Source organism: Streptomyces sp. NBC_00846, from assembly GCF_045207325.1.
Classification (GTDB): domain Bacteria; phylum Actinomycetota; class Actinomycetes; order Streptomycetales; family Streptomycetaceae; genus Streptomyces.
In genome coordinates this window covers 4,393,615-4,418,479 of the sequence record NZ_CP108846.1, presented here as the reverse complement: position 1 = coordinate 4,418,479, position 24,865 = coordinate 4,393,615, and the positions used below count along the sequence as shown (strand labels likewise).

Below are 24,865 nucleotides of genomic sequence, written 5' to 3'. Positions count from 1 at the left end.
GTGCCCCTCAGCCCCTCAGTCCCATTCCAGACCGCCGCGCCGCCACACATACGCGTAGGCGACGAAGACGGTGAGCACGAAGAGCAGCATCTCCACGAGCCCGAAGATCCCCAGGGCGTCGAAGGTGACCGCCCAGGGATAGAGGAAGACGATCTCGATGTCGAAGACGATGAAGAGCATCGCCGTCAGGTAGTACTTGATGGGGAAGCGGCCGCCTCCGGCTGGAGTGGGGGTGGGTTCGATACCGCACTCGTACGCTTCGAGCTTTGCCCGGTTGTACCGCTTGGGGCCGATAAGCGTGGCCATGACCACGGAGAAGATCGCAAACCCTGCCCCGAGGGCGCCGAGCACGAGGATGGGCGCGTAGGCATTCACGCTCCTCGCTCCTTCCAGTCGTCCTTGACCGTTGGACCGCATCGGGCGATTCGGCTCGCCACCCCACCAAGATCGTGCACATGTGAGGCAGTTCACAAGCCCGACTGCCCCGCATCCTATGCCCGCCGTCCTGTGATCTGCGACACGGGGTACGACAACGAGTTTGTGATCTCCACCACCAGGCGAAGAGCCGCGAAGCCACCTGAGCGGTGATCTTCGTACGCAAAGCGGCCGAGTGATCACGAGACGTGACATCCACTGCTGTCTTCGCTGGTCAAGAAGGTTTTCCTCTAACAATCAGATACCCGGGGAAGCAAATTGGCAATGGGTGGCGAGAACGTGATAGGAGGATCGACCCGCTCCGGACTCACCCCGACGAGGGGTCCCGAGGAGCGAAGTGGACGTGTGCACGCATTCACGATCTTCGGGGCGAATGAAAGAGGTGACGGCGCAGGGCCGGCGGACGGCCCGGCCGGCACCCGGCGGCTCTTCGGGCACCGGGCACACCCACACCCCTCGCATCGCGGTCGCACCTTGATCACGCTGTGACCTGCGTCACCCCGCACGGACTTCGACAAAAGCGGGCTTGGCCATCGGTGTAAACGGATGGTAAGCGGCGGGCAATTCGGACGTATTGCCGAAAGTCCGTGATCACAGCGCTGATCAGGCCTGTCTGGTTTGTCCGTTACGGCGTCAATAAAGGCCGCCGGAAAGCGGATTCACAGATTCCGGACGTAACTGTGTCGCAACACACGTTTCTTGATGGGAGCCCCGGAGCCCTGATAGCGCTAGTACCCATGTCCCACACCGCTCACATACCCAGCCACCGGAAGCCCCGCCGAAACGCGCCGAAGACGGCACTGCGGGCCGGAGTTGCCGGTGGCGTCCTCAGCACCATCGCGGTCGCAGGCGCTGCCGGTCCGGCCCAGGCCGAGCCGGTGACCCAGACCATCGAGATGCCCACCATCACCTCCGGGCTCTCCACCGCCGTCGCCGCGTCCGCCCAGGCCACGCAGCAGGTCGCCCAGGACCTGCAGACGCAGGCCCAGGAGGACGCCGCAGCCGCCACCGCGGCCAAGGCCGCCAAGAAGGCCAAGGCCGAGGCGGTCCGCAAGGCAGAGGCCAAGAAGAAGGCGGAAGCCGCCGCCAAGGCCAAGGCGGAAGCCGCCGAGCGCGCTTCCCGCACCGCCGCCCGTACGACGCTCAGCACGACCTCCGGCTCCACCGCGAGCACCGCCGTGGCCTCGGCCTCGGCCTCCTCGTACACGTCGAGCGCGACCGGTTCCGCCGCGTCCGTCATCGCCTTCGCGAAGGCCCAGGTCGGGGACGCGTACGTCTCCGGCGGCACCGGCCCCAACTCGTGGGACTGCTCCGGCCTCGTCCAGGCCGCGTTCCGCTCGGTCGGCGTCGACCTGCCGCGCGTCTCGCAGGCCCAGTCCACCGCCGGCACCCAGGTCTCCCTGAGCAACCTCCAGCCGGGCGACATCCTGTACTGGGGCGGCGCGGGCAGCGCGTACCACGTCGGGATCTACGTGGGCGGCGGCGAGTTCGTCGGCGCGCAGAACTCCAGCACCGGTGTGGTGCAGCGTCCGCTGTCCTACGACCCGCCGTCGGGCGCGGTCCGCGTTCTCTGAGTCCCGGAGTTCGCCGAGTTCTCGGATTCACAAGCGCCTTCCCGGCGCGCGGCACAGGGCCGTCACTCCCCCGCTCGGGAGCGACGGCCCTTCACGTCCGTGACGAGGGGGCTGTCCGGCGGATCACGGCCCCTCGACCGTGATCCGGCCTAGTCGGCGGCGAGCAGATCCCCCGGCAGAGCGAACGAGGTCGACTTGCCCGTGCGGACATCGACCACCGCGGCCCGGTCGCCCTCGGTCAGCACCCAGCCCCGGTCCACCACGTGCAGGCCCTCCGCCGACGACAGACCGCTCACCTTCACCTGCTGCTGGACCTTGCCGTCGCTGCCCAGCCGTACGAAGAGCACGCCCGCGTCACCCGCGGCCTGTACGGCGACCACCGACGGGCCGTCCGCGGCAACGCGCGAGATCTCGCCGTCGCCGGACGTCAGCACCATGCTCTGCGCCGTCTGTCGCACGGAGACGCCCTTGAGCGACGTCTTCGCCTCCGGAGCGCCCGCGACAACGGGCCGTCCGTCGGCGCAGGCCAGGGCCGAGACATTGGCGAGTCCCGTCTCCCCCACGCCCTCGACGTTGCCGGACGACAAGTCGAGCGTGGAGACGACGTCGTGCCCCGCCGAGTCCGCGACGAGACAGACGCGGTCCGTGGCGGCACCGGAGGCGGCCAGGGTGACGGTCCCGGGCACATGGGCCTCACGTACGACCGCTCCCGAAGCGGACCGGGTGACCAGGACGCTGGTCGTCTGCCTGCCCTTGTCCTGGCCGGACTTCCTGACCGTCGCCAGTCCGTCGACCTGGCCCATGAGGCTCTTGCCCGGGACCAGCTCGCGGAGCTCCTCGGCCTCTCCGACCTTCGCCAGGGTCTTCTCCTTCCGGTCGATCGCGTACAGCCGGCTCGCCTTGCCGCCCTTGCGCGGGACGGAGACCAGCCAGTTGCCGTCGGCCTGCTGGAGGATCTGCGGAGCGAGCACGCTGTCGTCGTCGGACTGCTGCGGGACGACGGCCAGGCTCTCCGCCGTGCCCTTGACCGGATTGATGCCGACGACCGTGACCTCGCCGTTCACCTTCGCCAGGACGAAGACCTGGGCGCCCTTCCAGTCCGTACCGAGATCGACACCGTCCGGGCCCGCGCAGGAGGACACCGTGACGGCGCAGCCCAGGGCGGCGGTCACCGCCGCCAGCAGCCGCAGACGTGTGGGGCGGGGGCCGAAGGTCGTGCGGAACATGGTCACCAGTCCTTGATGGCTTCGGTCGGGGACATCCGGGCTGCGCGGCGGGCCGGCATCAGCGCACCGGCGGCCACCACGACGACCGCCAGCGACAGCAACAGCGTGGTCGTACCGGCCGTGGGCAACAGCACCCGGTCCTTCAGATACGGGGCCAGCTCGGCGCTGGAGCGCAGGCCCACGGCGGCAACGCTGCCGAGCACCATGCCCAGCAGCGCACCGACGACGGCCGCGACGGCGCCGACCAGCGCCATCTCCGTGACCAGCAACGTGAGCACGGCGCGGGTACGGAAGCCGACCGCCTTGAGGATGCCGATCTCACGGGACCGCTGGCGCGCGAGGGCGCCCGTGCTGGTGACCGCCCCCGCGAAGGCCAGCACGGCGAGAATCACCAGCAGTACCTTGCCCACCGTGCGGATCAGGTCCAGCACCGCGGGCAGTGCGCTCAGCTGCTGCTGGAGCGTGACCGCCGGCAGTCCCATTCCCTGGATCCGCTTCATGAGCGCCGGAACGTTGCCGGCCGAGTCCGCGACGACGGTGAGCTGGTCGTAGCCTTCCTCGCCGAGGTAGTTCTTGACCTGAAGGCCGCTCTTCGCCGCGGCCCACCGCACCACGGTCGCGTCGTCCACGTACGCGGCGTCGGGGTTGTCCATCTGCCAGCTCGGGTCGAACAGGCCGACGACCGTGAGGTGGTCCTCCTGTCCGGTGCCCTCTCCGGCCCGGACGAAGCGCGTCGTCTCGACCGTGATCCTCTTGCCGAGCACGCTGTCCAGCGTGCTGCCCTGCGAGGACGCCGGAAGCACCACTTCACCCGCGTGCAGCGGGAAGAGCTGCTTGCGTACGGACTTGGTGACGGGCGGAGCGAGCGCGGACCGGTACGTCGTCGCGTACAGGAGCAAGGTGTTGTCGGCGGTCGAGTAGCCGAAGGAGACCTGAGCGCGGTGCTGAACGGACTGCGCGTGCGGCAGGGCCGCCAGCGTCCGCTCGGTCCGCTCGGTGAGTTTGGGGGCGCCGGGGTGGTCGTCCCCCGCACGCTCCACGGTGATGCTGCGGTTCGCGTCGCTCTGCTCGACGCCGCCGGTCGCCGCTGCCTGGGCCCGGTCGGCGATGGACAGGGCCCCCATGCAGATGGCCACGGCCAGCGCGACCAGCACCGTGAGCCCCACCAGTCGCCTGCGCAGAGCCATCACGTTCGCGGCTGCCATCCGGAACGGATTCATCGGGTGACCTCGCCTTCGCTGCTCGTCCGGGCTTCCGGGCTCTCCGGTACGTCGTGGTGTGCCCCGGCCTCCAAGGCCGGTTCGAGCTTGCCGTCGGCCAGCCGGTGGACCGTGTCCGCGAAGTCGCTCACCACGGAGTTGTGGGTGACGAGCAGGACAGCACGGCCCTCATCGGCCAGCTCCCGGAACAGTCCCAGCAGCAGCTGTTCGCTGTCGGTGTCGAGATTGCCGGTCGGTTCGTCCGCCAGGATCACCCGCGGGTCGTTGATCAGTGCGCGGGCCAGCGCCACCCGCTGCTGCTCGCCCCCGGACAACTCGCCCGGCCGGTGCCCCGCGCGTTCGGCCAGACCGACGCGTCCGAGCAACTCTGCTGCCCTGGCGTTGCCTTCGCGCAGGCGCCCGCTCCAGGGCAGCGCGACATTGCGCAGCGCGGAGTGTTGCGGCAGCAGGTTGTATGACTGGAAGACGAAGCCGATCCGGTCGCGGCGCAGATCGGCGCGTTCGCCGTCGCTCAGTCCCGCCGTGTCCTTGCCCTCGATCAGCACCTGTCCGCTGTCGGGTTCGGTGAGCAGCCCGAGGACATGCATCAGCGTGGATTTGCCGGACCCGGAATGCCCCACCAGCGCGGTCACCTCACCCGCGTTCACCGACAGGCACACGTCCTGCAGCACATCCACTCTCCGACCGCGCAGCGTGTATGACTTCCGCACGCCGGTGGTGCGTAACAGTGTCCTCGTGTCCACTCCGTTGTTCTCACTCTCTCGATGATTCAACTGCCCTGGCAGGTACGGCATGCAGCGCTCCGTCAAGCTGCTGATCCAGGGTCCATACGGCCCAGGTGGTCCTGAGGTCGCACCCGGGATCGCGGCTGTCGGTCCGGTACAGGTCCGGATACCCCGGACAGCCGCGCCGAGCGGTGGTCTCGCTGCGCAGCGCCCGTCTCACCGGGATGTCAGCCGCACCGCCGAGCAGTATGTAAGCACGGGCCACCACAGCGTAGTTGTAGAGATTGGACATCCGGGCCGGATGCAGTACCCAGGGCAGCAGGTCCTCGGCCGCGAGCCAGGACGGGGGTTCGTCCGACAGGCCGGCGTCGGAGAGTCCCACCACGAGTTCGGCCGCCGCGACCAGCCCTTCGGCCGTGTCCGTGTTCCACGGCTTCACCTGCGGTTCGGGAACTTCGACTCCCGCCTCCGCGCAGATGACGGCGTTGCGCCGCCATGCGGCGGCGAGGTGGAGCGTGAGGGTACGGGGAAGGATGTCGGGACCCGCGCACCACGACGTGCTCTTCCTCACGTCGGCGTCGCCACCCGAACCTTCGCCCGCCTTGCGGCGCAGTGCCGCGGCCATGAGCCGGTCCCCGTTGTCCCAGTCCGTCCCCGCCTCCTTCTCGACGGCGTTCAGTGCCGTCAGCAGGTCCGGGTCATCGGTGGGAAGGTCGGCCAGCGTCCGCAGTCGCTGGACATAGGAGGAGGCGTCGAGGCTGCCCGCGTAGGAGTCGGGGTCGGTGATGTCTCCGTCGGCCAATTGGTTCTTCTCAAGCCGTCGCTGAATCGGTTGCAGCTCACGGACCGGCAGGTCCGCCGCCCGGAGCACTTCGGCCAGGTAGTACAGATGCTCGTAGTCGAGGGTGTCGGCATTGTGCGCGAGCACGTTCTTCCAGGTAGCCGTGTCGATCACCGGCCGCCTGTCGGCGGCACGTTGAACGAGCACATAGCTGTAGGTCTCTTCGAGCAGTTGTTGTTTCCGCTCGGCGGCCAGGCCCGCGAATCCATCGGTGGCGGGCGGCCTCAACCGGGTCAGCGAGGCAGGGACGTCGGCCTTCAGCAACGACAGGCTCCGTGCCAGAGCCCCCGCCACCTGTATGTCCGGCTTCGCGCGGGAGGCCCGGGTGAGCCAGTCCACCGTGCTCGTCCGAAGGTCGCCTGCGGGTATCCGCCCCAGCGCGGCGAGCACTTCCAGCGCCGCCCAGGTGCCGCCCGCGTGGGCCGCGTTCGTATCGCCGAGCGCTGGATCCTCGTACCAGCCTCCGCTTGTACGGTGCTGGGCAACCTCGTCGGCGTCCGCGCGCGGCAAGGCGTCCGGATCTCCGTACCGGGCCACCGGGACCAGCCAGTAGCGCCCCCACAGCGGGGAGGAGCTCAGCGCCTCGCGGCGCAGCGCGTCGATATCCGCGCTGTCGTTCGTGGCCCGCGCCTCGGTGCCGAGGAGCGTGAGTGTACGCAGCGCGTAGGACTGCGCTTCGGGGCCGGCTGGTTCCTCACGGAGGAATGGGTGGTAATAGAGGCCGTTCTGTCCGCTGACGAGGGAAGAGAATTCCTCTCTCAGTGCCTGGCCCACCGGGAATTCGCCGTCGCTCCCCGTTTGCCTCTTGGCGCACGACGTCACGGTCAATAACAGGGCGAGTACACCGCTCAGGATTGCCGCCGCACTCCTGGTTCTCTTCATCCGCCCCCGGAAGAAATCCCCCGTACGCATTTCCGCCGCCCCCTTCTCGTCCCCCGGTATTCAGTGACAACGCATGACGGGACGGTCGCGCGGAGTGGATTCCGCGCGACCGCCACACAGACTGAGCCGAGCCGGTGCCGTCAGGCGGCGCCCGCGTACACGCACTTCTCGCTGACCTTGATCTTCGAGGTCACCTGAGCCGAACCGCAACTCTTGGTCGAGACGAAGGTCGTCGTCCAGCTCGGGCGCATCTGACCGCTGGTGTCCGCGATCTTCGCGTTCGTGTTCTTCAGGCTGACCTGCCCGAGGGAACGGCTCTTCATGGTGAGCGTCGCCTCAGGGTTCTTGGATATCTTGATCGACACGCTGATGCCGTGCGCCTGGAGCAGCGCCCGGTTCTTGATCCACTTGGCCTTGGAGGGGTGCGTGCCCTTCAGCTTCGTGGACGCCGTCCAGTTGCACGCCTTCACATACGTGCCGCAGTGCCAGGCGTTCACCTGGAACTTGTCCCCACCCGGAAGGTTCCAGGTGCTGGAGTCACTGGTGGCCGACGCCGGCGTGGCCAGACCCATGAGGGCCGCAGCGGCCAGCGCCGATACTCCGGCACCGAAAATCCTCTTGCTGTTACGGAAGCTCAACGATTTTCTCCCCGTGCGCACGGGGGCTATTGTTCCGCCCCCGCTCGTCTACGATTTTCCCCGTTCCGCTCACGATCGAGTGGATCGAGAGGGAATCACGGCCGGAATTCCCGGCTGCACGAGAATCATGCCTGTTGGGGTTCCGACTCCACCATTGCACCTTCGAGCAATGCCCTGAAGGGCATCATGCGCCGATGTCCGATGACCACCAGGGCCGCTTCGAGTCGCGACCCCACCCTGAGCTTCCGCATCGCACTGGTCAGATGCGCCTTCACGGTTCGTTCCGCAAGTCCGAATTGGCGAGCAATGGCCCGATTCGTCGCCCCCGCGACGACGCCTGCGAGCACTTCCAGCTCTCTTCTGGTTAGCGAACCTAAGTCAAGGCCGCACGAACCGCACAAGCCGCCCCCCTCCCTGCCCGTGGACAGGTCCGACGCGGAACCAGTAATTCCCATACACGGCATGCCTCTTGCGCCCTTCCAGTTGACTGCCAACCGGTCAAAGCCAGACCCTACACTCCGTCACGCCATGGCAATCGATTTTATTTTCGTTTGCAGTACTTAACGCTGGCGAGCGCCCTGAATCCCACCCTGCGGGGTCGCGACCCGCACTCCACCCGCCGGTCCACCGAGGACACGCCGTCACGTTTCGTCACGGAGAGGAACGACGGGGAACGGCGGGGAACGGGCTCGTCGCGGCGTACGGCGAGGACGCCGCCTCTCGTCGTCCGTCACGTACACCGTTACCTGCCGGTGGTTGACGGTGACTTCCACGCGGACCTGCGGTGAGCGCGTGTGGCAGTACGCGTTGGAGACGACCTCGCTCACGCAGAGCCGGGCGTCGTCGACGAGGCGGGGGTGGCCGGTCACCCACAGCACCGTGGCCACGAAGTCCCGCACGACCTTGGGTGCGGTGGAGGTGTTCGGCACGACAAGCCGGTAGCGCTCGCCGCGTTGGGGGAGGTAGGGGACTGGTGACGAAGGAGCGGTTACGGAGGTCATGGCGCGGTCTCCCTGCGTGAAGCGGCCTCCGGGGCGTCGCGCGGTGGGCGCGGTCCGTGGCATCGGCCGATCCCGTTCGCGGTCAACTTGCGCCGTAGTTCCCCCTGCCCCCACGCCATTTGGCGTGCGCGCACCACGACGCTGCGATCGGACGGTCGGCCATGCGTACAACTCCGCACACCCCCATGCCCACCCCCACCCCCTTACAGCCGGTCCTCGAACACGGCTACCGGTTCGAAGCCCTCCGCTACGGCCCCGCCACCCGCTTCGTCCCCGAGCCGATCGATCTGCGCATCATGGCCACGCCCCAGGAGGCCATCCGCGCCATCCGCGGCCGCGGCGAGTCCTGCGGGTTCACGCTCAGCCTGCGCGGTGGCCGGCACATCGAGTGGCATGTCCGCCCGGTGACGTACGTATCGCTCGACACCCACGCTCATCAGCGTCTCCGCACCGCAGCACCTCGCCGTACGGAAATCCGCATGAGTTAGGCTCGCCGGGGCGCAGTGAGGGGCCTCGACCGGGGCCCGGCCTTCAAATACCGCCGCGCCGGACTCGCCACCGGCCCCGTCCAACCCTGAGCAGCGGCGCCGGAGGAACCGGAAGAAACTGTTCAGGTATCGGCCTGCTGCTGGGCCGGGATGTGAGGGCCGCCCGTGCGGGACTACTTGCTCATGCTGTTCATCGCGGCGGCGGTGACCCATCTCCTGACCGCTCCTGTGCGGAAGTTCGCCATCTCGATCGGAGCGATGCCGGAAATCCGGGCCCGCGACGTCCATCGCGAACCGACTCCGCGCCTGGGCGGCATTGCCATGTTCGGCGGGCTGCTCGCCGGATACGTCGTGGCCTCCCACATGCCGCACCTGAAAGAGATCTTCACGCAGAGCTCGACACCCCGGGCGGTGCTGTCCGGTGCCGCACTGATCTGGCTGCTGGGGGTGCTCGACGACAAGTGGGAGCTGGATTCGCTGGTCAAGCTCGGCGGTCAGGTGCTCGCCGCCGGGGTGATGGCGTTCCAGGGGCTGACGATCCTCTATCTTCCGGTTCCGGGCACCGACGGGATCTACCTCGCCGACTGGCAGGGCACCCTGCTGACCGTGGGACTGATCGTCTTCACCATCAACGCGGTCAACTTCGTCGACGGGCTCGACGGGCTGGCCGCCGGGACGGTGGGCATCGCGGCGACGGCGTTCTTCCTGTACGCCTACCGGCTCTGGTACGGCTACGGGATCGAGTCCGCCGCGGCCACCACGCTGATCTCCGCGATCCTGGTGGGCATGTGCCTCGGCTTCCTGGTCCACAACACGCACCCGGCCCGGATCTTCATGGGGGACTCCGGGTCCATGCTGCTCGGGCTGCTCATCGCCGGGTGCGCCATCTCCGTCACGGGCGAGGTCGATCCGATCCTCCTCAAGCAGACCGTCGACGGTACGTCCGGGTCGGCCGCGATGGTGCCGGTCTACATTCCGCTGCTGCTTCCGCTGTCCGTCATCGCGCTGCCGGTCGCGGACCTCGTGCTCGCCGTCGTCAGGCGTACGTGGAACGGACGGTCCCCCTTCTCCGCCGACAAGGGGCACCTCCACCACCGGCTGCTCCAACTCGGACACTCGCACCGCCGGGCCGTACTGCTCATGTACTTCTGGTCGGCGCTGTTCTCGTTCGGGATCGTGGCCTACTCGGCGCGGGGCGCCAAGTCCTGGATGCTGTTCGCCGTCGCGTTCATCTGCGGACTGGGCCTGCTTCTGCTGCTCCAGCCCCGCTACGACTTCGCCATCACCGACCTGCTGGCCCGGATGCGGCTGATGCGGCCCCGGACCGGGGGGCGTGTGGTCGCCGTCGGCGGCCGGCGCGCCGAGGCGGACGCGGACGCCCGGCGCCCGCGCGCGGACGCCGGGCAACGGGCATAGGACACGCGGCGACCCGGTCGCCGCGACGGGCCGGCAGGAACCGCCCAGCAGAAGCTGGTGTTCGCGGTCCTCCACGCGTCCAGTGCCACCACCAACACCAGCTGCGCCGGCAGGAAAGCCTGCTTCAGTGTCGGCGGACCGATGCGGTACAAGCTGCCGAACGGACGGTCCGTCTGGGGAAAGACGGGGTCGCGGCCCGGCTGGGACAACGGGTTCTTCGCCACCCGGGATCTCGGACACCGGGTGGTCTATTCGCTGAACCCCACCGGAGCCGACTCCGGAATCGCGTACATACAGCGGATCGCCGTCGCCGCGCTCATGGACTGAGCGAGGCGACGGCCGGTCCCGGGGGCGGCTCAGGCCTTCGGGGCCACCTTCGACAGACCGTTGATGATCCGGTCCATCGCGTCGCCGCCCGTAGGGTCGGTCAGGTTGGCAAGCATCTTCAGCGTGAACTTCATCAGCAGCGGATGCGTCAGCCCGCGCTGGGTGGCGACCTTCATGACCTTCGGGTTGCCGATCAGCTTCACGAAGGCGCGGCCCATCGTGTAGTAGCCGCCGTAGGTCTCCTTGAGCACCTTCGGGTAGTTGGTGAGCGCCAGTTCGCGCTGGGCCGGGGTCGCGCGGGCGTGGGCCTGGACGATGACGTCCGCGGCGATCTGGCCCGACTCCATGGCGTACGCGATGCCTTCGCCGTTGAACGGGTTGACCATGCCGCCCGCGTCACCGACGAGCAACAGGCCCTTGGTGTAGTGCGGCTGACGGTTGAAGGCCATCGGGAGGGCGGCGCCGCGGATCGGCGTCGTCATGTTCTCCGGGGTGTAGCCCCAGTCCTGCGGCATGGACGCGCACCACGCCTTGAGAACCTCGCGCCAGTCCAACTCCCTGAAGGCGGAAGAGGAGTTGAGGATGCCGAGACCGACGTTGGACGTGCCGTCACCCATGCCGAAGATCCAGCCGTAGCCGGGCAGGAGCCGGTCCTGGGGGCCGCGTCGGTCCCACAGCTCCAGCCAGGACTCCAGGTAGTCGTCGTCGTGGCGGGGCGAGGTGAAGTACGTACGCACGGCCACGCCCATCGGACGGTCCTCGCGGCGGTGCAGGCCCATCGCGAGCGACAGCCGGGTGGAGTTGCCGTCGGCGGCGACGACGAGCGGGGCGTGGAAGGTGACCGGGGTCTTCTCCTCGCCGAGCTTCGCGTTGACGCCGGTGATGCGGCCCGTGCGGTCGTCGACGATCGGGGCGCCGACGTTGCAGCGCTCGTACAGCCGCGCGCCCGCCTTCTGCGCCTGGCGGGCCAGCTGCTCGTCGAAGTCGTCGCGCTTGCGGACCAGTCCGTAGTCCGGGTACGAGGCGAGATCCGGCCAGTCCAGCTGGAGGCGGACGCCGCCGCCGATGATGCGCAGGCCCTTGTTGCGCAGCCAGCCGGCCTCTTCGGAGATGTCGATGCCCATGGAGACGAGCTGCTTGGTGGCGCGCGGGGTGAGGCCGTCGCCGCAGACCTTCTCCCGGGGGAAGGCCGTCTTCTCCAGGAGCAGGACGTCCAGTCCGGCCTTGGCGAGGTAGTACGCGGTCGTGGAACCGGCCGGGCCAGCCCCGACGACGATCACGTCCGCGCTGTGTCCGGAGAGGGGCTCGGTCACGGTCGGATCTCCCGAGGACTCGAAATCGCGTGCCGCGCGGCACCTGTCCCATGCAGTCTATGGGTGCCCGCCGGGCAGCCTTCCGAAGGGCTCCCCGATGTCGGCCTGGCCCTCCGTACAGCTGCGGGCCCGAGCGCGGAACCGGCCGGCGCCACCTCCCGGATTCCCGTCAACGTGGCACACCGGCCCGTTACTTCAGGGACGTACACCCCGGTGCAGCGCCACCACACCGCCGGTGAGATTGCGCCAGGCGACCTTCGACCAGCCGGCCTGCTGGAGCTTCGCCGCGAGCCCGGCCTGGTCGGGCCAGGCCCGGATGGACTCGGCGAGATAGACGTACGCGTCGGGATTGGACGACACCGCGCGCGCGACCGGCGGCAGCGCCCGCATCAGGTACTCGGTGTACACCGTGCGGAACGGCGCCCAGGTCGGCTGCGAGAACTCGCAGATCACCACCCGGCCGCCCGGCTTGGTCACCCGGTACAGCTCGCGCAGCGCCGCGTCCGTGTCCTGGACGTTGCGCAGCCCGAAGGAGATCGTCACCGCGTCGAAGGTCTCGTCGCGAAACGGCAGCCGGGTGGCGTCGCCCGCGGTGAAGGGCAGCCAGGAGTTGCGCTTCTTTCCCTCCTGCAGCATGCCGAGGGAGAAGTCGCAGGGCACGACGTACGCGCCCGTCGCGGCGAACGGCAGCGACGATGTCGCCGTGCCGGCCGCCAGGTCGAGGACCTTCTCCGCGGGCCGGGCGTGCACCGCCTTCGCGACCTCCTTGCGCCACAGCCGGGCCTGGCCGAGCGACAGCACGTCGTTGGTGAGGTCGTAGTTCGCCGCCACGCCGTCGAACATCGTGGCGACTTCGTGCGGCTGCTTGTCCAGGGAAGCTCGGGTCACCCCCCCATTCAAGCAGCCCGGTCCGGGAGCGGCGGGACAGGCCCACTGTCCGGGAACGCGGTGGCGCCGATCAGCGACGCAGTGCCTCGGCGGGCTGGATACGGGACGCCCGCCACGCCGGATACAGCCCGGCCGGTACGCCGGTGACCGGGCCGATCGGGCCGATCGGGCCGCGTGAGGCGTTCCTCATGAGGAAGTCGCGGCTCGTCCGCACGTCACTCCGCGAACGGCGAAGTTTCACATTGCCAATATCCGGTCGAAACTCGGCGGCGTGACAAGACTCCGGCTCCGCCTGTTGTCCGCCTTGCACCACAGGGGCCTTTTGTCCCTCTGCGGCGACTGCGCGCTCTTGTTCACGAAACTGCCGGGCGGCTCCACATCCATTGCGGCCTTTCCGGCACAAGCACGCGCGGAATGAGTCTCGGACACTGGCCGGCCCACTGCCACGAGACCCACGAGACCTGCCCCGGCAAGGGCTGCGCCTTCCCCGCGATGGTGCGGCAGATCTACGGCCTGAAGGGATGCGTGCCCAGCGCCTGGCCGTACGACGCGAACGGGCAGTACCTGAGCAGCCCATCGGTACGTGACGCCCCGCCGGGCATGCGTCCTGCCCGTACCCGCCCCGTGACCGAGTGGACTGAACCAATCGGCTCCGGCAACGGTCATAACAGGGGTACGGAGCCACCGAGTACTGGGGAGGGGCGCGAATGGCCGGATGGCATGTGCGTCGGCGGGGGCAGCAGGAACGCGGCCGGAACCGGCCGTTCGTCATAGCTGTCGTTCCGGCCGTGCTGGTCGCGGCCGCCGTCGTGGGTGTCCGGTGGAACAGCGAGGGTGCGGCCGGTCCGGATACTCCGTCCGCCTCCGGCTCCTTCACCGTCGCCCGCGCGGGCGCCTCCGACTCCTCGGACGCCCGCAAGGGCGACACCCGCACGGGCAAGGCCTACCGGGTAGAGGTGGAGGACGGTTCGGGCGTCGACCCCGACCGGGCCGCCGCCGAGATCGCCCGCGTCCTGGCCTCGCCACGGGGCTGGTCGCACCACGGCGAGCGCACCTTCCGACAGGTCGCCGACGGTCCGGCGGGACTGGTCATCCGGATCGCCACGCCCGGAACCACCGACGCCGTCTGCGGGCAGAGCGGCCTCGACACCCACGGCGAGGTCAACTGCCGGGTCGGCACCGACGTCATGGTCAACCTCAAGCGCTGGCAGCAGGGATCGCCCGAATTCCACGGCCCGCTCGCCGACTACCGGGCCCTCATCATCAACCACGAGGTCGGACACTGGCTGGGCCACGGCCACGAGACCTGCCCGGGCAAGGGCCGCCCCGCCCCCGCGATGATGCAGCAGATCTACGGCCTGAAGGGGTGCGTCTCCAACGCCTGGCCGTACGACGCCGAGGGGCATTACCTGGGCGGCCCGTCGGTACCGTGACGGGCCCGTCCGTCGGACGGCCCAGGGGCTGTCTCTGCGATCACGGGCGAAGCCGGTGATCACGGTCGCGAAGGTGGCTGTGATATTCAGGTTCGTCGCCCTCGTCACATGGAGCGTAAAACAGCAGGTTGCCGGCGGTCCGTGGGAGCTGTTCCGGGGTACGGCGCCAAAGGTGCCGACGGGCAGGCGAGTATGCCGTACCGGCCGCGATCGGGACATGATCTATGGCGGGCTGATCACACGGGAGTCCGCACCGGACGGGCCTGCCGGGCGCGCAGGTGTGGCCGGTACTGGTTCACCGATGCCCGGGGCGCGAGCGGGTGGCGCCGGAGCTGGGTCCAACAGGCTGCCGGGCAGCAGCACCAGCAGGCACACGGCCACCACGGCAGCAGCCACACCGAGCGCGGCAAAGGCAACCCTGCGCACTCGGCGCACTCCCCAACTGCGCCCCTGCGGAGGTGCGTCGCGGCGCAGGTCGCGGTGCGTGACGAGCACGGCGCGGGCGGCCAGAGCGGCGCGCAGCCGGTCCTCGGTCGCAAGTCGGCGGTCTTCGGCACTCGGCTTCATCGGCCCGCCTTCAGCTTCTTTTCCAGGACATCCAGCGCGCGGCTCGCAGTGGACTTCACCGTGCCGCGGGACAGCCCGAGCGTCTGCGCGATCTGCGCCTCGGTGAGCTCCGACCAGTAGCGCAGCACCAACACCTCGCGCTGCCTCCTCGTCAACTGTGCTAGTGCGTCGAGAACTTGACGGTGCTCTTCGGCGAGTAGCAGCCCCTCGTCGACGGGCGGCCCATAACCCTGGTGGGGCGGGTTGTAGGCACGGGCGGTGCGACGTCTGCGCAGCACGGAGCGGGCCGCGTTGACCACGGCGGTGTACAGGTAGGCCCCGGGGTCCTGGAGCCCGTCCAGCGAGGTGCCGTACGTGCGGCAGACAGCGGCGAAGGCGTCCTGGACGACATCCTCGGCGGTGTGCAGATCGTCCACCAGGAAGAGCGCGAGCCGCACCATGTCGAGTCGCCGTGCCTGGTACAGCTCGGTCAGCGTGGGCGGCGGCCCGTCGTCGTACGGCGAACCAAGTGCCCGCAGATGATGTCCCTGTTTCGGCACGTCCTCGGTCCGGGGCATGCGGGAGAGCAGACGGGACCACCAGGGCGGCGCTGCGGGAATGGCGTACTGCATGGACCTCGATCCGTCGCGGGAGGGGCGGGCGGGCCTGCGGAAAGGCCGGCCCGCCCCGTGGTGCTGCCGCTGTTGCTATTTCCGGACCGCGCTGCCCGGCTGGATCACCAGGGACGCATCGGACGGGACGGGCACGGTGCCGGGCTTGCCCGCGTCGGCCGACCTGCCCGCCTCGACAGCCTTCGGGGTACCAGCGGGCTTCGAGGCGACGGACTTCGACGCGGTCAGCGGGGCTGCGTCCCCGGCCGTGACGGCCTTCGGCGCGGCGGGGGCCGGCTTCACGCCGGAGTCGGCAACGGCCTGCACGGCGAAACCGCCGCCCAGCAGCAGCGCGGCACCGGTGACGGCACCCAGGGCCCGGGGGCTGAGACGGGGGTTCCACTTGGCGTGCGACATGAGATTCTCCCGAGGAAGTGACGGAAACACGGTCTGGAACAACAGCTGAAGGGCGCCTTCAACCCACCAGACGTGCGACACCCCCCGAGGTTGCGGCCACATCCGAGAAACCTCACCACGGCCTGCTCTTCGGGGAGAGAGTGTGCCCAGTCCCCGCAGGCCGGCCCTGATCTGCCGCGCAGTACAGCAAGCGGCGCACACAGGCTCAGCTGTCCCCAACCACGGGTCAGTACAACTAGCGCCGCCGGTACACCAGCCGCCCGCCCAGCACCGTGGCCACGCACCGCCCCGCCCCCGCCGCGCACAGCGCCGCCTCATCGGGTACGTCGAAGACGGCGAGGTCGGCGCGGCCCCCGACGGTGAGCGGGCCGTGCACGGAACCGGGCAGGTCGTCCCCCTCCACGAACGGGTCCAGGCTCGGTTCGCCGACCAGGATGCCGGGAGCGCCGACGACCGAGACCTCCGTCATACCCGAGCGGGCGACAGCGGTGCGGACGGCCGGGTCGTGAAAGCGGCCCGCGAGGTGCGTCGTGCCGTACCGCAGCATCTGCTGCAGCCCGCGCCGTACACTGCCCGCCCGCCGCGCCGCGTCCATTTCACCGACCAGCCGCTCGAACGCCTCGCCCCACAGCGGCTGGTCGCCGAGCGCGTCCGCCTCGCGCGGGTCGGGGTGGTAACAGCGGGTGAGCAACCACAGCCCGTGCCACTGCCGCAGTCCCGGCGTGATGACGCCCGGCCAGGTGCGGACCCGGGCCGTGGGGCGGGCGGCCACGACCTCGTCGTACGGTCCGAGGGCGACGATCCGGTCGCCCTCCACGGCCACCGCACCCTGCGTAACGGCAGCCGCGCCAACCGGAAGAACCAGCGACGCGGCGTGAACGGTCAGCAAAACTACCTCAGTTGGCGTTCAGGAGCTTCAGCTCCGGATGGGCCGTGCCGCCCTCGATCGCCGTGGACGAGATGTGCGAGACCACCCGCTCGTCGACCGGGTCGTTCGCCGGGTCGTCGTGCACGACGAGGTGCTCGTACGTCGTGGCGCGCTGGGCCGGTACGCGGCCCGCCTTGCGGATGAGGTCGATGATTTCGAGCCGGTTGGAGCGGTGCTTGGCACCGGCCGAGGAGACCACGTTCTCCTCCAGCATGATCGAACCGAGGTCGTCGGCACCGTAGTGCAGCGACAGCTGGCCGACCTCCTTGCCGGTGGTCAGCCAGGAACCCTGGATGTGCGCGACGTTGTCCAGGAAGATCCGGGCGATGGCGATCATCCGCAGGTACTCGAAGAGCGTCGCCTGCGTCCGGCCCTTCAGCTTGTTGTTCTCGGGCTGGTACGTGTACGGGATGAAGGCGCGGAAGCCGCCGGTGCGGTCCTGCACGTCACGGATCATCCGCAGGTGCTCGATGCGCTCGGCGTTGGTCTCGCCGGTACCCATCAGCATGGTGGAGGTGGACTCGACACCGAGCCGGTGGGCGATCTCCATGATCTCCAGCCAGCGCTCACCGGACTCCTTGAGCGGGGCGATCGCGGTACGCGGCCGGGCCGGCAGCAGCTCGGCGCCCGCACCCGCGAAGGAGTCGAGCCCGGCGGCGTGGATGCGCTGGATGGCCTCCTCCACGGAGACCTTGGAGATCCGGGCCATGTGTTCGATCTCGGAGGCGCCCAGCGAGTGGATGACCAGCTGCGGGAACGCCTTCTTGATGGCGGAGAAGTGCTCCTCGTAGTACTCGACGCCGTAGTCCGGGTGGTGTCCGCCCTGGAACATGATCTGTGTACCGCCGAGTTCGACGGTCTCCGCGCAGCGGCGCAGGATGTCGTCGAGATCGCGGGACCAGCCCTTGGCGGTGTCCTTGGGCGCGGCGTAGAAGGCACAGAACTTGCAGGCCGTGACACAGACGTTCGTGTAGTTGATGTTGCGCTCGATGATGTACGTCGCGATGTGCTCCGTACCGGCGTAACGGCGACGGCGTACGGCGTCGGCGGCCGCGCCCAGTGCGTGCAGCGGCGCCGAACGGTAGAGGTCGAGCGCCTCCTCCGGAGTGATCCGACCGCCCTCGGCGGCTCGGTCGAGGATGGGCTGGAGGTCGGCCTTCTCGGTCACCGGGCTGTCACCTTTCGGCGGTTTTTCAACGGATCTACGGACCGGTTCACCCTACGCCAGCGCCCATGCGCGCCTCTCGCCGCACCCTCGCTGCGAAGCGGCGCCCCGGAGCCCGCCCCGCTCACACCAGCGCGCCGAACACGCCTGCCAGGGCCCCACAGAACATGAAGGGGCCGAACGGCAACGCAGCCTTCCGGTTCGCCCGGCGCAGCAGGATCAGGCCGAGGCCACGGCCCGCGCCGACGACGAAAGCCACGGCGGCGCCGGCGAAGAGCACCGGCCTCCTCCGGCCCGCAGCCGACCGCCGCCCCCGCACCGGCCGGCTGACGCCTCGCGCACCGCGCGCATACCGGCGCCCCACAGCGCGGCCGCGACGATCACCGGCACGCTCATGGCTCAGCCGGCCGCCGCATCGGCGTCACGCCAGGTCGGCAGCAGCTCGTCCAGCAGCGCTTCCGTACGCGGCGGCAGCCCCCGACCGGCGGCGCCCGGCTCGTTGGCCCGGGCCACGAGGGACGCGGCGAGCACTGCCAGGCGCTCGGTATCGCCCGTGGCGTGGGTCGCGCGCAGCAACTCGTTCCACAGCCGCTCATCGTTCGGCGACGAGGACAGTGCGACGGTGAGCGCGGCGACGGCCTGCTCGGGCCGACCCTGTTCGAGGTGGTGTTCCGACAGGGCGAGGGCCACGTCCGCGACGAGCAGGGGCAGCTGGGCGTCGACGATCTCGTGGGAGAGCCAGCCGTACCGTCCCTCCGGCCGGTCCACCAGCAGCGGGCCGCGGACGAGCCCGAGCGCGTCGGTGAGCAGCCGCTCCCGCACGGCCGCGTTCCGAGCCCCTCTGCCCTGGGTCGCTTCATGGTGAAGCGAGCGCAGCACGTCCAGGTCGGAGACGACGGAGACAGCGAGCGTGAGGCGGCCCGCCGGGTCCAGGCGCAGGCGAGGAGAACCGTCTGAGGATGGACTGCAGTCCCGCACACTCGCATCAGTACGTGCCCCCTGCCCCTCGGGCGCTACCAGTTGTGTTCCGGACCTGCTGTTCTCCGAGGCCAACCCTTGTCATGACACGCGGCGGGGCAGTTCACGCGCAGGTAGGGCCGGGGCGAATGCCCCTACCGCCTCGGTGAGGCGCTGACGAGCGAGTTGCCACAGGTTGATGCTGCGGCTGGCGAGGCGGCCGGGCGAGACCGGTGTGCCGATCGTCTGCCCGCGGGTGTCATATGCCCCGGCGGCGCTGCCCCCCGTAAAAGACGCTGACAGCGGTCAGCAGGAGGAGGCCCGCGGTGATGTCGACGGTGCTCTCAGTGCTGTTCCGCTGGTCCGGGCTGTCGGGCAGCCGCGGGGCGAGCAGGCCGAGCGGGTCCTTGCGGATCTCGACGCGGTCGCCCACTTTGGCCTGACCGAAGCAGTTCTGCTGCTCGGACACCTCGTATTCCTTGTGATCGCCCCCGACCTCCTCGACGGTGCAGAACCAGTCCGCGCCCTGCCGGTTGTCCTCGTCGGTCACCTCCGTCACCACAGCCGCGACCGGATCACCCGCGGTCTTCATATAGACCTCGTACATCGCGGGCCCCGCGAAGAGCATCAGCGCGAAGCCACTGACCGAGGCCAGGGCTGCGGCGCCGGCGCGGTCCCAGACGCCACCGATCAGGCAGGCGGCAACCGCGACGGCCGCCAGCATGACGACCACGCCGGCCCACATCACCCACTGGGCGATCCCGGCACCCAGGATCATGAGGCCGGGCAGGAGCACGGCCCACATCAGGGAGCTGAAGAGCTTCCGGGCCCCCGATATCGGCCGCCACGGGTCAGGCACCGGAGCCCCGAACGTGCCGCCGGGCTCCATGGCTGTCTCGTTCCCGCTCATGCTCCCCACCCTTACAGTGCTTGCCTTCGCTCGGTTTTCATACCGTAGTTGTCCGGCGTACCGCTCGTATGGCCGTCTCAAGTGCGTGGGCCGGATCACGACGGTTCGGAAACCTCTGCCCCGTCGCCCCCACGACGAGCTTCACTACCGCCAACACCCTCGAAGACAGCACCAAGATCGGTATCACCGCTCTCCAGGGCGCGTAGTCCGGTTTCGGCGTGTAGTCCGGTTTCACGGTCAAGGTGCATGTTTGGGATTTGAGGCGATATTTCGACCCGGAAGAATCGGTTGTCCGACGAATTGCCGAATGGGTACTGACTTCAATCTCCGGTCGAGCATCTGCACGTGTCCGGCAGAGGGAAATGCCTTCCGTTCATCATGCTGCCCGTTCCCAACCGGACTACGGGCACTAACAAACAATGGGCATCCGGGCGACCGGGACCATGCCGGATTCGGTCCGGCGAATTCCCAGAGCTTCAAGTCCCGAGAACCACACCACGGGCACGGCGAAGACCCGCCTCCTGGTCATCCGGGGCGGCGGGTCCAAGGCCACGAGTTGTGTGCGGGGCAGAGGGAGGGAGTACGGCTCGATCGCGTGGATCAGCCGGCATGTGCAGGGCCCTGCCCCGTCGTCCGGTCAGCCGCCGAGCAGATCGACCTTCACGTCCGCCGGGAAGCCGGTCGTCGGACCGACCCGGCGTGCGAACTCCTGTACGCCGGCCAGCTGGTCCGGGCCGAAGCGGAAGTCCAGGGTCGTGAAGTACCGCTCCAGCACCTCCGCGTCGAAGGCCTCCCAGCGCGCCGCCTGCTCCGCGACCTTGGTGACCTCCTCCAGGGAGACGTCCCGCGAGGCCAGGAAGGCCTCGTGCACCTTGCCCACGTGGTGGGGTTCGGCCGCCAGGTAGTCCTTGCGGGCCGCCCAGACCGCGAAGACGAAGGGGAGCCCGGTCCACTCCTTCCACATCTGACCCAGGTCGTGGACCTGGAGGCCGAGCCGGGGCGCGTCGTGCAGGTTGGCGCGCAGCGCGGCGTCGCCGATCAGCACGGCGGCGTCCGCCTCCTGCATCATCAGGCCGAGGTCCGGCGGGCAGGTGTAGTAGTCCGGGTCGACGCCGTACCGCTCGGCGAGCAGCAGCTGGGCCAGGCGCACGGAGGTGCGCGAGGTGGAACCGAGTGCCACCCGGGCCCGGTCCAGCTGGTCCAGCGGCACCTGCGACACGATCACGCACGACATGACGGGCCCGTCACAGCCCACCGCGATGTCCGGGAAGGCGACCAGGTCGTCGGCGTTGCGGAGGAACTCGACCAGCGTGATGGGGCCGATGTCCAGATCGCCCCTGACCAGCTGCTCACTGAGCTTCTCCGGGGTGTCCTTCGAGAGCTCCAGGTCGAGCAGGGTTCCGGTTCTCGCCAGTCCCCAGTACAGGGGGAGGCAGTTCAAGAACTGGATGTGGCCGACGCGCGGCCTGCTGCGACGGTCGTCGCCTGCGACGGTTGAGACGATTGAATTGTCCACATCGCGAGGCTAGACCCGTGGTGCCGCCCGGGCGGCACCGGGTACGCGGGGCGTCACCCGATCCCACCCCGGCAACGCGCCGAAGCCCTGCCCGTACCCCTGTCCGTACCTTTGCCGTACCCCTTGAAGGCGCCTTCGTGAGCCGTTCACGACACCTTCACGACACCCTCCGGGACACCCACTTCGTCAGGTCATCGGCACGGCAATCAAACATCCGGGTGAAGTGATCTTTTCCTCTACCCTTCCCTACAAGCTGCGTGCTAGGCTCGACGCAAGTTGCAGTTTGGTTTCCCTTGCAGTACAGAGCCTGCGGAGCATGTAACCCGCAGGCTTTTGTAGTTTTCAGACTTCTTTGCAGGTTCTGGAGCAGGGCAACCCTTTGGCCCAAGGAGGGCTTATGGCTACCGGAACCGTCAAGTGGTTCAACGCTGAAAAGGGCTTCGGCTTCATCGCCCAGGACGGCGGCGGCCCGGATGTCTTCGTTCACTACTCCGCGATCAACGCGTCCGGGTTCCGCTCCCTCGAGGAGAACCAGGTCGTGAACTTCGACGTCACTCAGGGACCCAAGGGTCCGCAGGCTGAGAACGTCACCCCGGCCTAGTTGCCCGGGTCGGCCGATCGCGGCCGGTCAGCATCACCCAAGGAGCCCCGCTCCTCCGCTTCGGCGGAGGAGCGGGGCTCCTGCCTGTGAGTGGCCGCCCTGTGGGTGGCCACTCCGCTGCTTCCCTACTTCTTCGGCGTCTCGTCCCGGCTGTTCACGACGTCGCGGTCGAGCACGGCCTGCATCTCGGTGACGGTGCCCTTCTTGCCCAGCTCGGTGTTCTGGACCAGGTAGGCGCGCATCCCCAGGTAGTCGTAGCTGTTGGCATCGAACACCAGCTCCCTCCGCTCGTGCGTCCGCTCATCCGTACGGGCCAGTGCCACACCGGGCCGGCCGTCGCCGTCCTGCGCCTTGTCCAGCGCGACGACGCCGGGGATCCGCGCTGCGGCACGGTAGAGGGCGGCACCCGTCTCCGGCGGCAGGATCGACTCGCTGATCAGGCCGCCCACGTAGTCGAAGAGGTTCTGGTCGGACGAGCCGGAGTACGCGGCGTCCGCACGGAGCTTCTTCAGCAGCGCACCGGGTTCGGTTGGCAGCTTCTGGAGCGCGGCGTAGGTGTGATTACGGTTGTCCTGCGCATGATCCTCGGAGCGTGGAGCCGACCAGATGATGTCGTCGCCCGGCTGCTTGAGCCGGCTCTGCACCTTGTCGGGGTTCTGGGACGTCCACGACTCCCGGTAGTACGTCTTCAGCTTGAAGGGACTGCCGTCGACCGCCTGCATGTTGGAGTAGTGCGAGCGTACGTATACGAACTGGTTCGGGCCGACGCGGTTCGCGGGCGCCTGTGAGGCGCGCTCGGCGACGTTCTCCATCAGCGCTCCGACGCCGTTCGCCGAGCCGACCTCGACCTTGACCACCGGGGCCGCGCTGAGGTGGAACCCGTCGTCGCCGCCGCTCCGGCCGGGACCGGCCAGGAAGGTGAAGGCGAGCGCTCCTGCGGCGGCCATACCGACGGGCACGACGTACCACGCGCGGCGGCGGCGCGGCCGCGCGTCCTGCGGCGCCTTCCCGGCCTGGACCCGGGCCTGGTGGATCTCGTTCATCAAGTGCTCCTTGAGCAGCCGGTGACGGTCGTCCGGCAGGGCCGGTCCGTGCGGCTCGGGCAGTAGCGCCCTGAGCTCGCCCGCAACCTTCTTCGCATCGGCACTCATCGGTTACCCTCCCATCCGTTCGACCGGACCGCAGTGGCGCGGTCACTCCGGTACTGTCCGGCCGCTCCGGGTAGTTCCATGTTTCTTGCGATTTTCTTTATTTCGTCCTCGGTGAGGTCCCTCAGCCGCTTCCTGGCCCGGGAGAGCCGCGAACGGATGGTCCCGACGGGGACACCGAGCGCCCGTGCGGCGCCCCGGTAGTCCAGGCCGTCCCAGACGCAGAGCAGGAACACCTCCCGCTCCTTGGATCTCAGCCGTCCCAGCGCGGCCTGCGCGGCGACGAGCTGTTCCGCGTCATGAATGCGGCCCACCAGCTCGTCGGCGAAGTCCGGCACGGCCGGTCCGGCCGGCATCCGGGTCAGTGCCGCGTCATGCCGTTTGGCGGCGCGGCGGACGTTGCGCAGGACGTTGGTCGCGATGCCGAGCAGCCAGGGCTTCAGCTCCTCGTCCGAGTCCCGCAGGGTCCCGCGCAGCCGCCACGCCTCCAGGAAGGTCAGCGATACGACGTCCTCCGCGCCGGCCCAGTCGCCGGTCGAGCGGACCGCGTACCGGAACACCGTCTGTGCGTAGTCGTCGAAGAGGCCGCCGAACGCGTCCGGGTCACCTGCCCGTATCCGGGCTATCAAGGAATGCTCCACATCAGGTCCTGTCCGCAGCGGACAGGGAGTTCCCGTGAGGTGGATCACACCTGCGTCGGGGCACTGCGATGCTTGACCTTGACGCCGTGTGAGGCCCTGCACTGGGAGACATCATGTTCACCATCGGAGACTTCGCCCGGTACGGGCGGGTGTCGGCCCGGATGCTGCGTCACTACGACGCGGTCGGGCTGCTGCACCCCGACCGTACCGACCCGGCCACCGGCTACCGCCACTACGGCGCCGCCCAGCTCGCCCGGCTCAACCGGATCATCGCCCTCAAGGACCTCGGCTTCACGCTCCAGCAGGTGCGTGCCGTCCTCGACGACGAGGTGGACCCGGAGGAGTTGCGCGGGATGCTGCGGCTGCGGCGGGCGGAGCTGGAGGCGGCGATGGCGGCGGCGGCCGCCCGGCTGGCCCAGGTCGAGGCGAGGCTCCGGTCGATCGAGAGCGAGGGACACATGTCCGTGGACGATGTCGTGATCAAGAGCGTTCCGGCGGTGAGGGTCGCAGAGCTGACCGGGGTGGCCGGCAGCTACGAGCCGGAGGACATCACTCCGGTGATCGGCCCGCTGTACGACCGGCTGTTCCCGCTGCTGGACGAGGCCGGGGTGCGCCCGGCGGGCCCCGGGATCGCCCGGTACGAGGACGCCCCGGAGGGCTGCGGCGCGGTCGTCGTCCACGCCGGGGTGACGGTCTCGGCGCCGGTGGGGCCGCTGGGTGACACCGGGGTGGCGGTGGTGGAGCTGCCCCCGTTCGAGGCGGCGACCATCGTCCACCGGGGCCCGATGGACGGGATCCTGCCGACGGCCCAGGCCCTGGCCCGCTGGATCGACGCCAGTGGCTACCGATCGGCGGGATATGCGCGCGAGGTCAATCTGGAGTGCCCGCAGGACACGGAGAAGTGGGTGACGGAGCTCCAGGAGCCGGTCGCCCGGGCCTGACCGCGAGCGGGAGGGTGCCGACCATCCGGACCCGACCCGCGAGCGGGAGGGTGCCGGGGCGGCCCTTCCCCGGGCCG

28 protein-coding genes and 1 pseudogene are annotated in these 24,865 nt (G+C 69.1%); 7 read left to right on the top strand and 22 right to left on the bottom strand.

The genetic code is table 11. The features are described 5' to 3' along the window. Window positions 1-15: 15 nt before the first annotated feature. On the bottom strand, window positions 16-375 hold the full coding sequence (locus OG936_RS20430) for an NADH-quinone oxidoreductase subunit A (protein ID WP_003992243.1): 360 nt from the start codon (window positions 373-375) through the stop codon (window positions 16-18). A 797-nt stretch (window positions 376-1,172) separates the two neighbouring features. Here OG936_RS20430 and OG936_RS20425 point away from each other — a divergent pair. After that, window positions 1,173-2,009, top strand: a complete 837-nt coding sequence (locus OG936_RS20425) for a C40 family peptidase (protein ID WP_383758737.1) — start codon at window positions 1,173-1,175, stop codon at window positions 2,007-2,009. A 149-nt stretch (window positions 2,010-2,158) separates the two neighbouring features. Here OG936_RS20425 and OG936_RS20420 read toward each other — a convergent pair whose 3' ends face one another. The 7 genes from OG936_RS20420 to OG936_RS20390 all read right to left on the bottom strand — a co-directional run bounded on the left by OG936_RS20420 (window position 2,159) and on the right by OG936_RS20390 (window position 8,542). Further along, window positions 2,159-3,235 (bottom strand): hypothetical protein, encoded by a 1,077-nt coding sequence (locus tag OG936_RS20420; protein WP_406496493.1) that lies wholly within the window; start codon window positions 3,233-3,235, stop codon window positions 2,159-2,161. Between the two features lie 2 nt (window positions 3,236-3,237). Next, the gene (locus OG936_RS20415; protein WP_406496491.1) at window positions 3,238-4,455 is read right to left on the bottom strand and encodes an ABC transporter permease; all 1,218 of its coding nucleotides are present in this window, start codon (window positions 4,453-4,455) and stop codon (window positions 3,238-3,240) included. After that, on the bottom strand, window positions 4,452-5,126 hold the full coding sequence (locus OG936_RS20410; protein ID WP_406496490.1) for an ABC transporter ATP-binding protein: 675 nt from the start codon (window positions 5,124-5,126) through the stop codon (window positions 4,452-4,454). The genes OG936_RS20415 and OG936_RS20410 overlap by 4 nt, the downstream gene beginning before the upstream one ends. Before the next feature lie 82 nt (window positions 5,127-5,208). After that, the gene (locus tag OG936_RS20405) at window positions 5,209-6,933 is read right to left on the bottom strand and encodes a hypothetical protein (protein ID WP_406496488.1); all 1,725 of its coding nucleotides are present in this window, start codon (window positions 6,931-6,933) and stop codon (window positions 5,209-5,211) included. Window positions 6,934-7,043: 110 nt separating this feature from the next. Next, window positions 7,044-7,541 carry a hypothetical protein gene (locus tag OG936_RS20400; protein ID WP_406496486.1) on the bottom strand — a complete coding sequence of 166 codons (498 nt, stop codon included), beginning with the start codon at window positions 7,539-7,541 and terminating at the stop codon, window positions 7,044-7,046. A gap of 125 nt (window positions 7,542-7,666) precedes the next feature. Continuing rightward, window positions 7,667-7,996, bottom strand: a complete 330-nt coding sequence (locus OG936_RS20395) for a helix-turn-helix transcriptional regulator (protein ID WP_406496485.1) — start codon at window positions 7,994-7,996, stop codon at window positions 7,667-7,669. Between the two features lie 186 nt (window positions 7,997-8,182). Then, window positions 8,183-8,542: an ATP-binding protein gene (locus OG936_RS20390; RefSeq protein ID WP_406496483.1), complete on the bottom strand. Its 360-nt coding sequence runs from the start codon at window positions 8,540-8,542 to the stop codon at window positions 8,183-8,185. 185 nt (window positions 8,543-8,727) lie between these two features. Here OG936_RS20390 and OG936_RS20385 point away from each other — a divergent pair, with 185 nt between their 5' ends. From OG936_RS20385 to OG936_RS20375, 3 genes are all read left to right on the top strand, one after another. Beyond that, the gene (locus OG936_RS20385) at window positions 8,728-9,030 is read left to right on the top strand and encodes a hypothetical protein (RefSeq protein WP_406496481.1); all 303 of its coding nucleotides are present in this window, start codon (window positions 8,728-8,730) and stop codon (window positions 9,028-9,030) included. Window positions 9,031-9,213: 183 nt separating this feature from the next. Continuing rightward, window positions 9,214-10,446 carry an MraY family glycosyltransferase gene (locus OG936_RS20380; RefSeq protein ID WP_406500522.1) on the top strand — a complete coding sequence of 411 codons (1,233 nt, stop codon included), beginning with the start codon at window positions 9,214-9,216 and terminating at the stop codon, window positions 10,444-10,446. Between the two features lie 57 nt (window positions 10,447-10,503). Further along, window positions 10,504-10,773 carry a hypothetical protein gene (locus OG936_RS20375; protein WP_406496479.1) on the top strand — a complete coding sequence of 90 codons (270 nt, stop codon included), beginning with the start codon at window positions 10,504-10,506 and terminating at the stop codon, window positions 10,771-10,773. Between the two features lie 29 nt (window positions 10,774-10,802). Here OG936_RS20375 and OG936_RS20370 read toward each other — a convergent pair whose 3' ends face one another. The 3 genes from OG936_RS20370 to OG936_RS20360 all read right to left on the bottom strand — a co-directional run bounded on the left by OG936_RS20370 (window position 10,803) and on the right by OG936_RS20360 (window position 13,188). Continuing rightward, window positions 10,803-12,086 carry a geranylgeranyl reductase family protein gene (locus OG936_RS20370; RefSeq protein WP_406496478.1) on the bottom strand — a complete coding sequence of 428 codons (1,284 nt, stop codon included), beginning with the start codon at window positions 12,084-12,086 and terminating at the stop codon, window positions 10,803-10,805. Between the two features lie 195 nt (window positions 12,087-12,281). Then, window positions 12,282-12,974, bottom strand: a complete 693-nt coding sequence (locus OG936_RS20365; RefSeq protein WP_406496476.1) for a demethylmenaquinone methyltransferase — start codon at window positions 12,972-12,974, stop codon at window positions 12,282-12,284. 70 nt (window positions 12,975-13,044) lie between these two features. Next, complete coding sequence (locus OG936_RS20360) at window positions 13,045-13,188, bottom strand: hypothetical protein (protein WP_406500784.1); 144 nt, start codon at window positions 13,186-13,188, stop codon at window positions 13,045-13,047. Between the two features lie 493 nt (window positions 13,189-13,681). Between OG936_RS20360 and OG936_RS20355 the strand changes: the two genes are divergently transcribed. After that, window positions 13,682-14,407: a DUF3152 domain-containing protein gene (locus tag OG936_RS20355; protein WP_406496474.1), complete on the top strand. Its 726-nt coding sequence runs from the start codon at window positions 13,682-13,684 to the stop codon at window positions 14,405-14,407. Between the two features lie 222 nt (window positions 14,408-14,629). Here the strand turns inward: OG936_RS20355 and OG936_RS20350 are convergent, their stop codons facing one another. The 9 genes and pseudogenes from OG936_RS20350 to OG936_RS20310 form a co-directional block, all read right to left on the bottom strand. Further along, window positions 14,630-14,974, bottom strand: a complete 345-nt coding sequence (locus OG936_RS20350) for a hypothetical protein (RefSeq protein ID WP_406496473.1) — start codon at window positions 14,972-14,974, stop codon at window positions 14,630-14,632. Further along, the gene (locus OG936_RS20345) at window positions 14,971-15,585 is read right to left on the bottom strand and encodes an RNA polymerase sigma factor (RefSeq protein ID WP_406496471.1); all 615 of its coding nucleotides are present in this window, start codon (window positions 15,583-15,585) and stop codon (window positions 14,971-14,973) included. Before OG936_RS20345 ends, OG936_RS20350 begins: the two co-directional genes overlap by 4 nt. A gap of 75 nt (window positions 15,586-15,660) precedes the next feature. Next, entirely contained in the window at window positions 15,661-15,981 is a 321-nt protein-coding gene (locus OG936_RS20340) for a hypothetical protein (RefSeq protein WP_406496469.1), read from the bottom strand. Window positions 15,982-16,216: 235 nt separating this feature from the next. Next, window positions 16,217-16,870, bottom strand: a complete 654-nt coding sequence (locus tag OG936_RS20335) for an imidazolonepropionase-like domain-containing protein (protein ID WP_406496467.1) — start codon at window positions 16,868-16,870, stop codon at window positions 16,217-16,219. Between the two features lie 7 nt (window positions 16,871-16,877). Further along, on the bottom strand, window positions 16,878-18,077 hold the full coding sequence (gene mqnC / locus OG936_RS20330; RefSeq protein ID WP_406496466.1) for a cyclic dehypoxanthinyl futalosine synthase: 1,200 nt from the start codon (window positions 18,075-18,077) through the stop codon (window positions 16,878-16,880). A 121-nt stretch (window positions 18,078-18,198) separates the two neighbouring features. Continuing rightward, window positions 18,199-18,354, bottom strand: coding sequence for a hypothetical protein (locus OG936_RS20325; RefSeq protein WP_406496465.1), 156 nt, complete (start codon window positions 18,352-18,354; stop codon window positions 18,199-18,201). A 119-nt stretch (window positions 18,355-18,473) separates the two neighbouring features. Further along, a pseudogene (locus tag OG936_RS20320) lies at window positions 18,474-19,028 on the bottom strand (bacterial transcriptional activator domain-containing protein); the annotation flags it as partial. A 262-nt stretch (window positions 19,029-19,290) separates the two neighbouring features. Continuing rightward, a complete protein-coding gene (locus OG936_RS20315) occupies window positions 19,291-19,941 on the bottom strand; it encodes a hypothetical protein (protein WP_406496463.1) in 651 nt (216 codons plus the stop codon). Between the two features lie 637 nt (window positions 19,942-20,578). Continuing rightward, the gene (locus OG936_RS20310; protein ID WP_406496461.1) at window positions 20,579-21,457 is read right to left on the bottom strand and encodes a menaquinone biosynthetic enzyme MqnA/MqnD family protein; all 879 of its coding nucleotides are present in this window, start codon (window positions 21,455-21,457) and stop codon (window positions 20,579-20,581) included. Between the two features lie 397 nt (window positions 21,458-21,854). Between OG936_RS20310 and OG936_RS20305 the strand changes: the two genes are divergently transcribed. Continuing rightward, window positions 21,855-22,058: a cold-shock protein gene (locus OG936_RS20305; protein WP_003967102.1), complete on the top strand. Its 204-nt coding sequence runs from the start codon at window positions 21,855-21,857 to the stop codon at window positions 22,056-22,058. A gap of 125 nt (window positions 22,059-22,183) precedes the next feature. Here OG936_RS20305 and OG936_RS20300 read toward each other — a convergent pair whose 3' ends face one another. Then, the gene (locus OG936_RS20300; protein ID WP_406496459.1) at window positions 22,184-23,209 is read right to left on the bottom strand and encodes a CU044_5270 family protein; all 1,026 of its coding nucleotides are present in this window, start codon (window positions 23,207-23,209) and stop codon (window positions 22,184-22,186) included. Beyond that, entirely contained in the window at window positions 23,206-23,847 is a 642-nt protein-coding gene (locus OG936_RS20295) for an RNA polymerase sigma factor (RefSeq protein ID WP_406496457.1), read from the bottom strand. Before OG936_RS20295 ends, OG936_RS20300 begins: the two co-directional genes overlap by 4 nt. Before the next feature lie 113 nt (window positions 23,848-23,960). Between OG936_RS20295 and OG936_RS20290 the strand changes: the two genes are divergently transcribed. Next, window positions 23,961-24,788 carry a MerR family transcriptional regulator gene (locus OG936_RS20290; protein WP_406496456.1) on the top strand — a complete coding sequence of 276 codons (828 nt, stop codon included), beginning with the start codon at window positions 23,961-23,963 and terminating at the stop codon, window positions 24,786-24,788. The last annotated feature ends 77 nt before the right edge of the window (window positions 24,789-24,865 follow it).

Bases quoted from the DNA above. Each gene is read 5' to 3' on its own strand.
- OG936_RS20425 (WP_383758737.1), top strand. From the start codon at position 1,173: ATGTCCCACACCGCTCACATACCCAGCCACCGGAAGCCCCGCCGAAAC.
- OG936_RS20420 (WP_406496493.1), bottom strand. From the start codon at position 3,235: ATGTTCCGCACGACCTTCGGCCCCCGCCCCACACGTCTGCGGCTGCTG.
- OG936_RS20415 (WP_406496491.1), bottom strand. From the start codon at position 4,455: ATGAATCCGTTCCGGATGGCAGCCGCGAACGTGATGGCTCTGCGCAGG.
- OG936_RS20405 (WP_406496488.1), bottom strand. From the start codon at position 6,933: ATGCGTACGGGGGATTTCTTCCGGGGGCGGATGAAGAGAACCAGGAGT.
- OG936_RS20395 (WP_406496485.1), bottom strand. From the start codon at position 7,996: ATGGGAATTACTGGTTCCGCGTCGGACCTGTCCACGGGCAGGGAGGGG.
- OG936_RS20390 (WP_406496483.1), bottom strand. From the start codon at position 8,542: ATGACCTCCGTAACCGCTCCTTCGTCACCAGTCCCCTACCTCCCCCAA.
- OG936_RS20385 (WP_406496481.1), top strand. From the start codon at position 8,728: ATGCCCACCCCCACCCCCTTACAGCCGGTCCTCGAACACGGCTACCGG.
- OG936_RS20380 (WP_406500522.1), top strand. From the start codon at position 9,214: ATGCTGTTCATCGCGGCGGCGGTGACCCATCTCCTGACCGCTCCTGTG.
- OG936_RS20355 (WP_406496474.1), top strand. From the start codon at position 13,682: ATGGCCGGATGGCATGTGCGTCGGCGGGGGCAGCAGGAACGCGGCCGG.
- OG936_RS20350 (WP_406496473.1), bottom strand. From the start codon at position 14,974: ATGAAGCCGAGTGCCGAAGACCGCCGACTTGCGACCGAGGACCGGCTG.
- OG936_RS20345 (WP_406496471.1), bottom strand. From the start codon at position 15,585: ATGCAGTACGCCATTCCCGCAGCGCCGCCCTGGTGGTCCCGTCTGCTC.
- OG936_RS20340 (WP_406496469.1), bottom strand. From the start codon at position 15,981: ATGTCGCACGCCAAGTGGAACCCCCGTCTCAGCCCCCGGGCCCTGGGT.
- OG936_RS20315 (WP_406496463.1), bottom strand. From the start codon at position 19,941: ATGAGCGGGAACGAGACAGCCATGGAGCCCGGCGGCACGTTCGGGGCT.
- OG936_RS20305 (WP_003967102.1), top strand. From the start codon at position 21,855: ATGGCTACCGGAACCGTCAAGTGGTTCAACGCTGAAAAGGGCTTCGGC.
- OG936_RS20300 (WP_406496459.1), bottom strand. From the start codon at position 23,209: ATGAGTGCCGATGCGAAGAAGGTTGCGGGCGAGCTCAGGGCGCTACTG.
- OG936_RS20290 (WP_406496456.1), top strand. From the start codon at position 23,961: ATGTTCACCATCGGAGACTTCGCCCGGTACGGGCGGGTGTCGGCCCGG.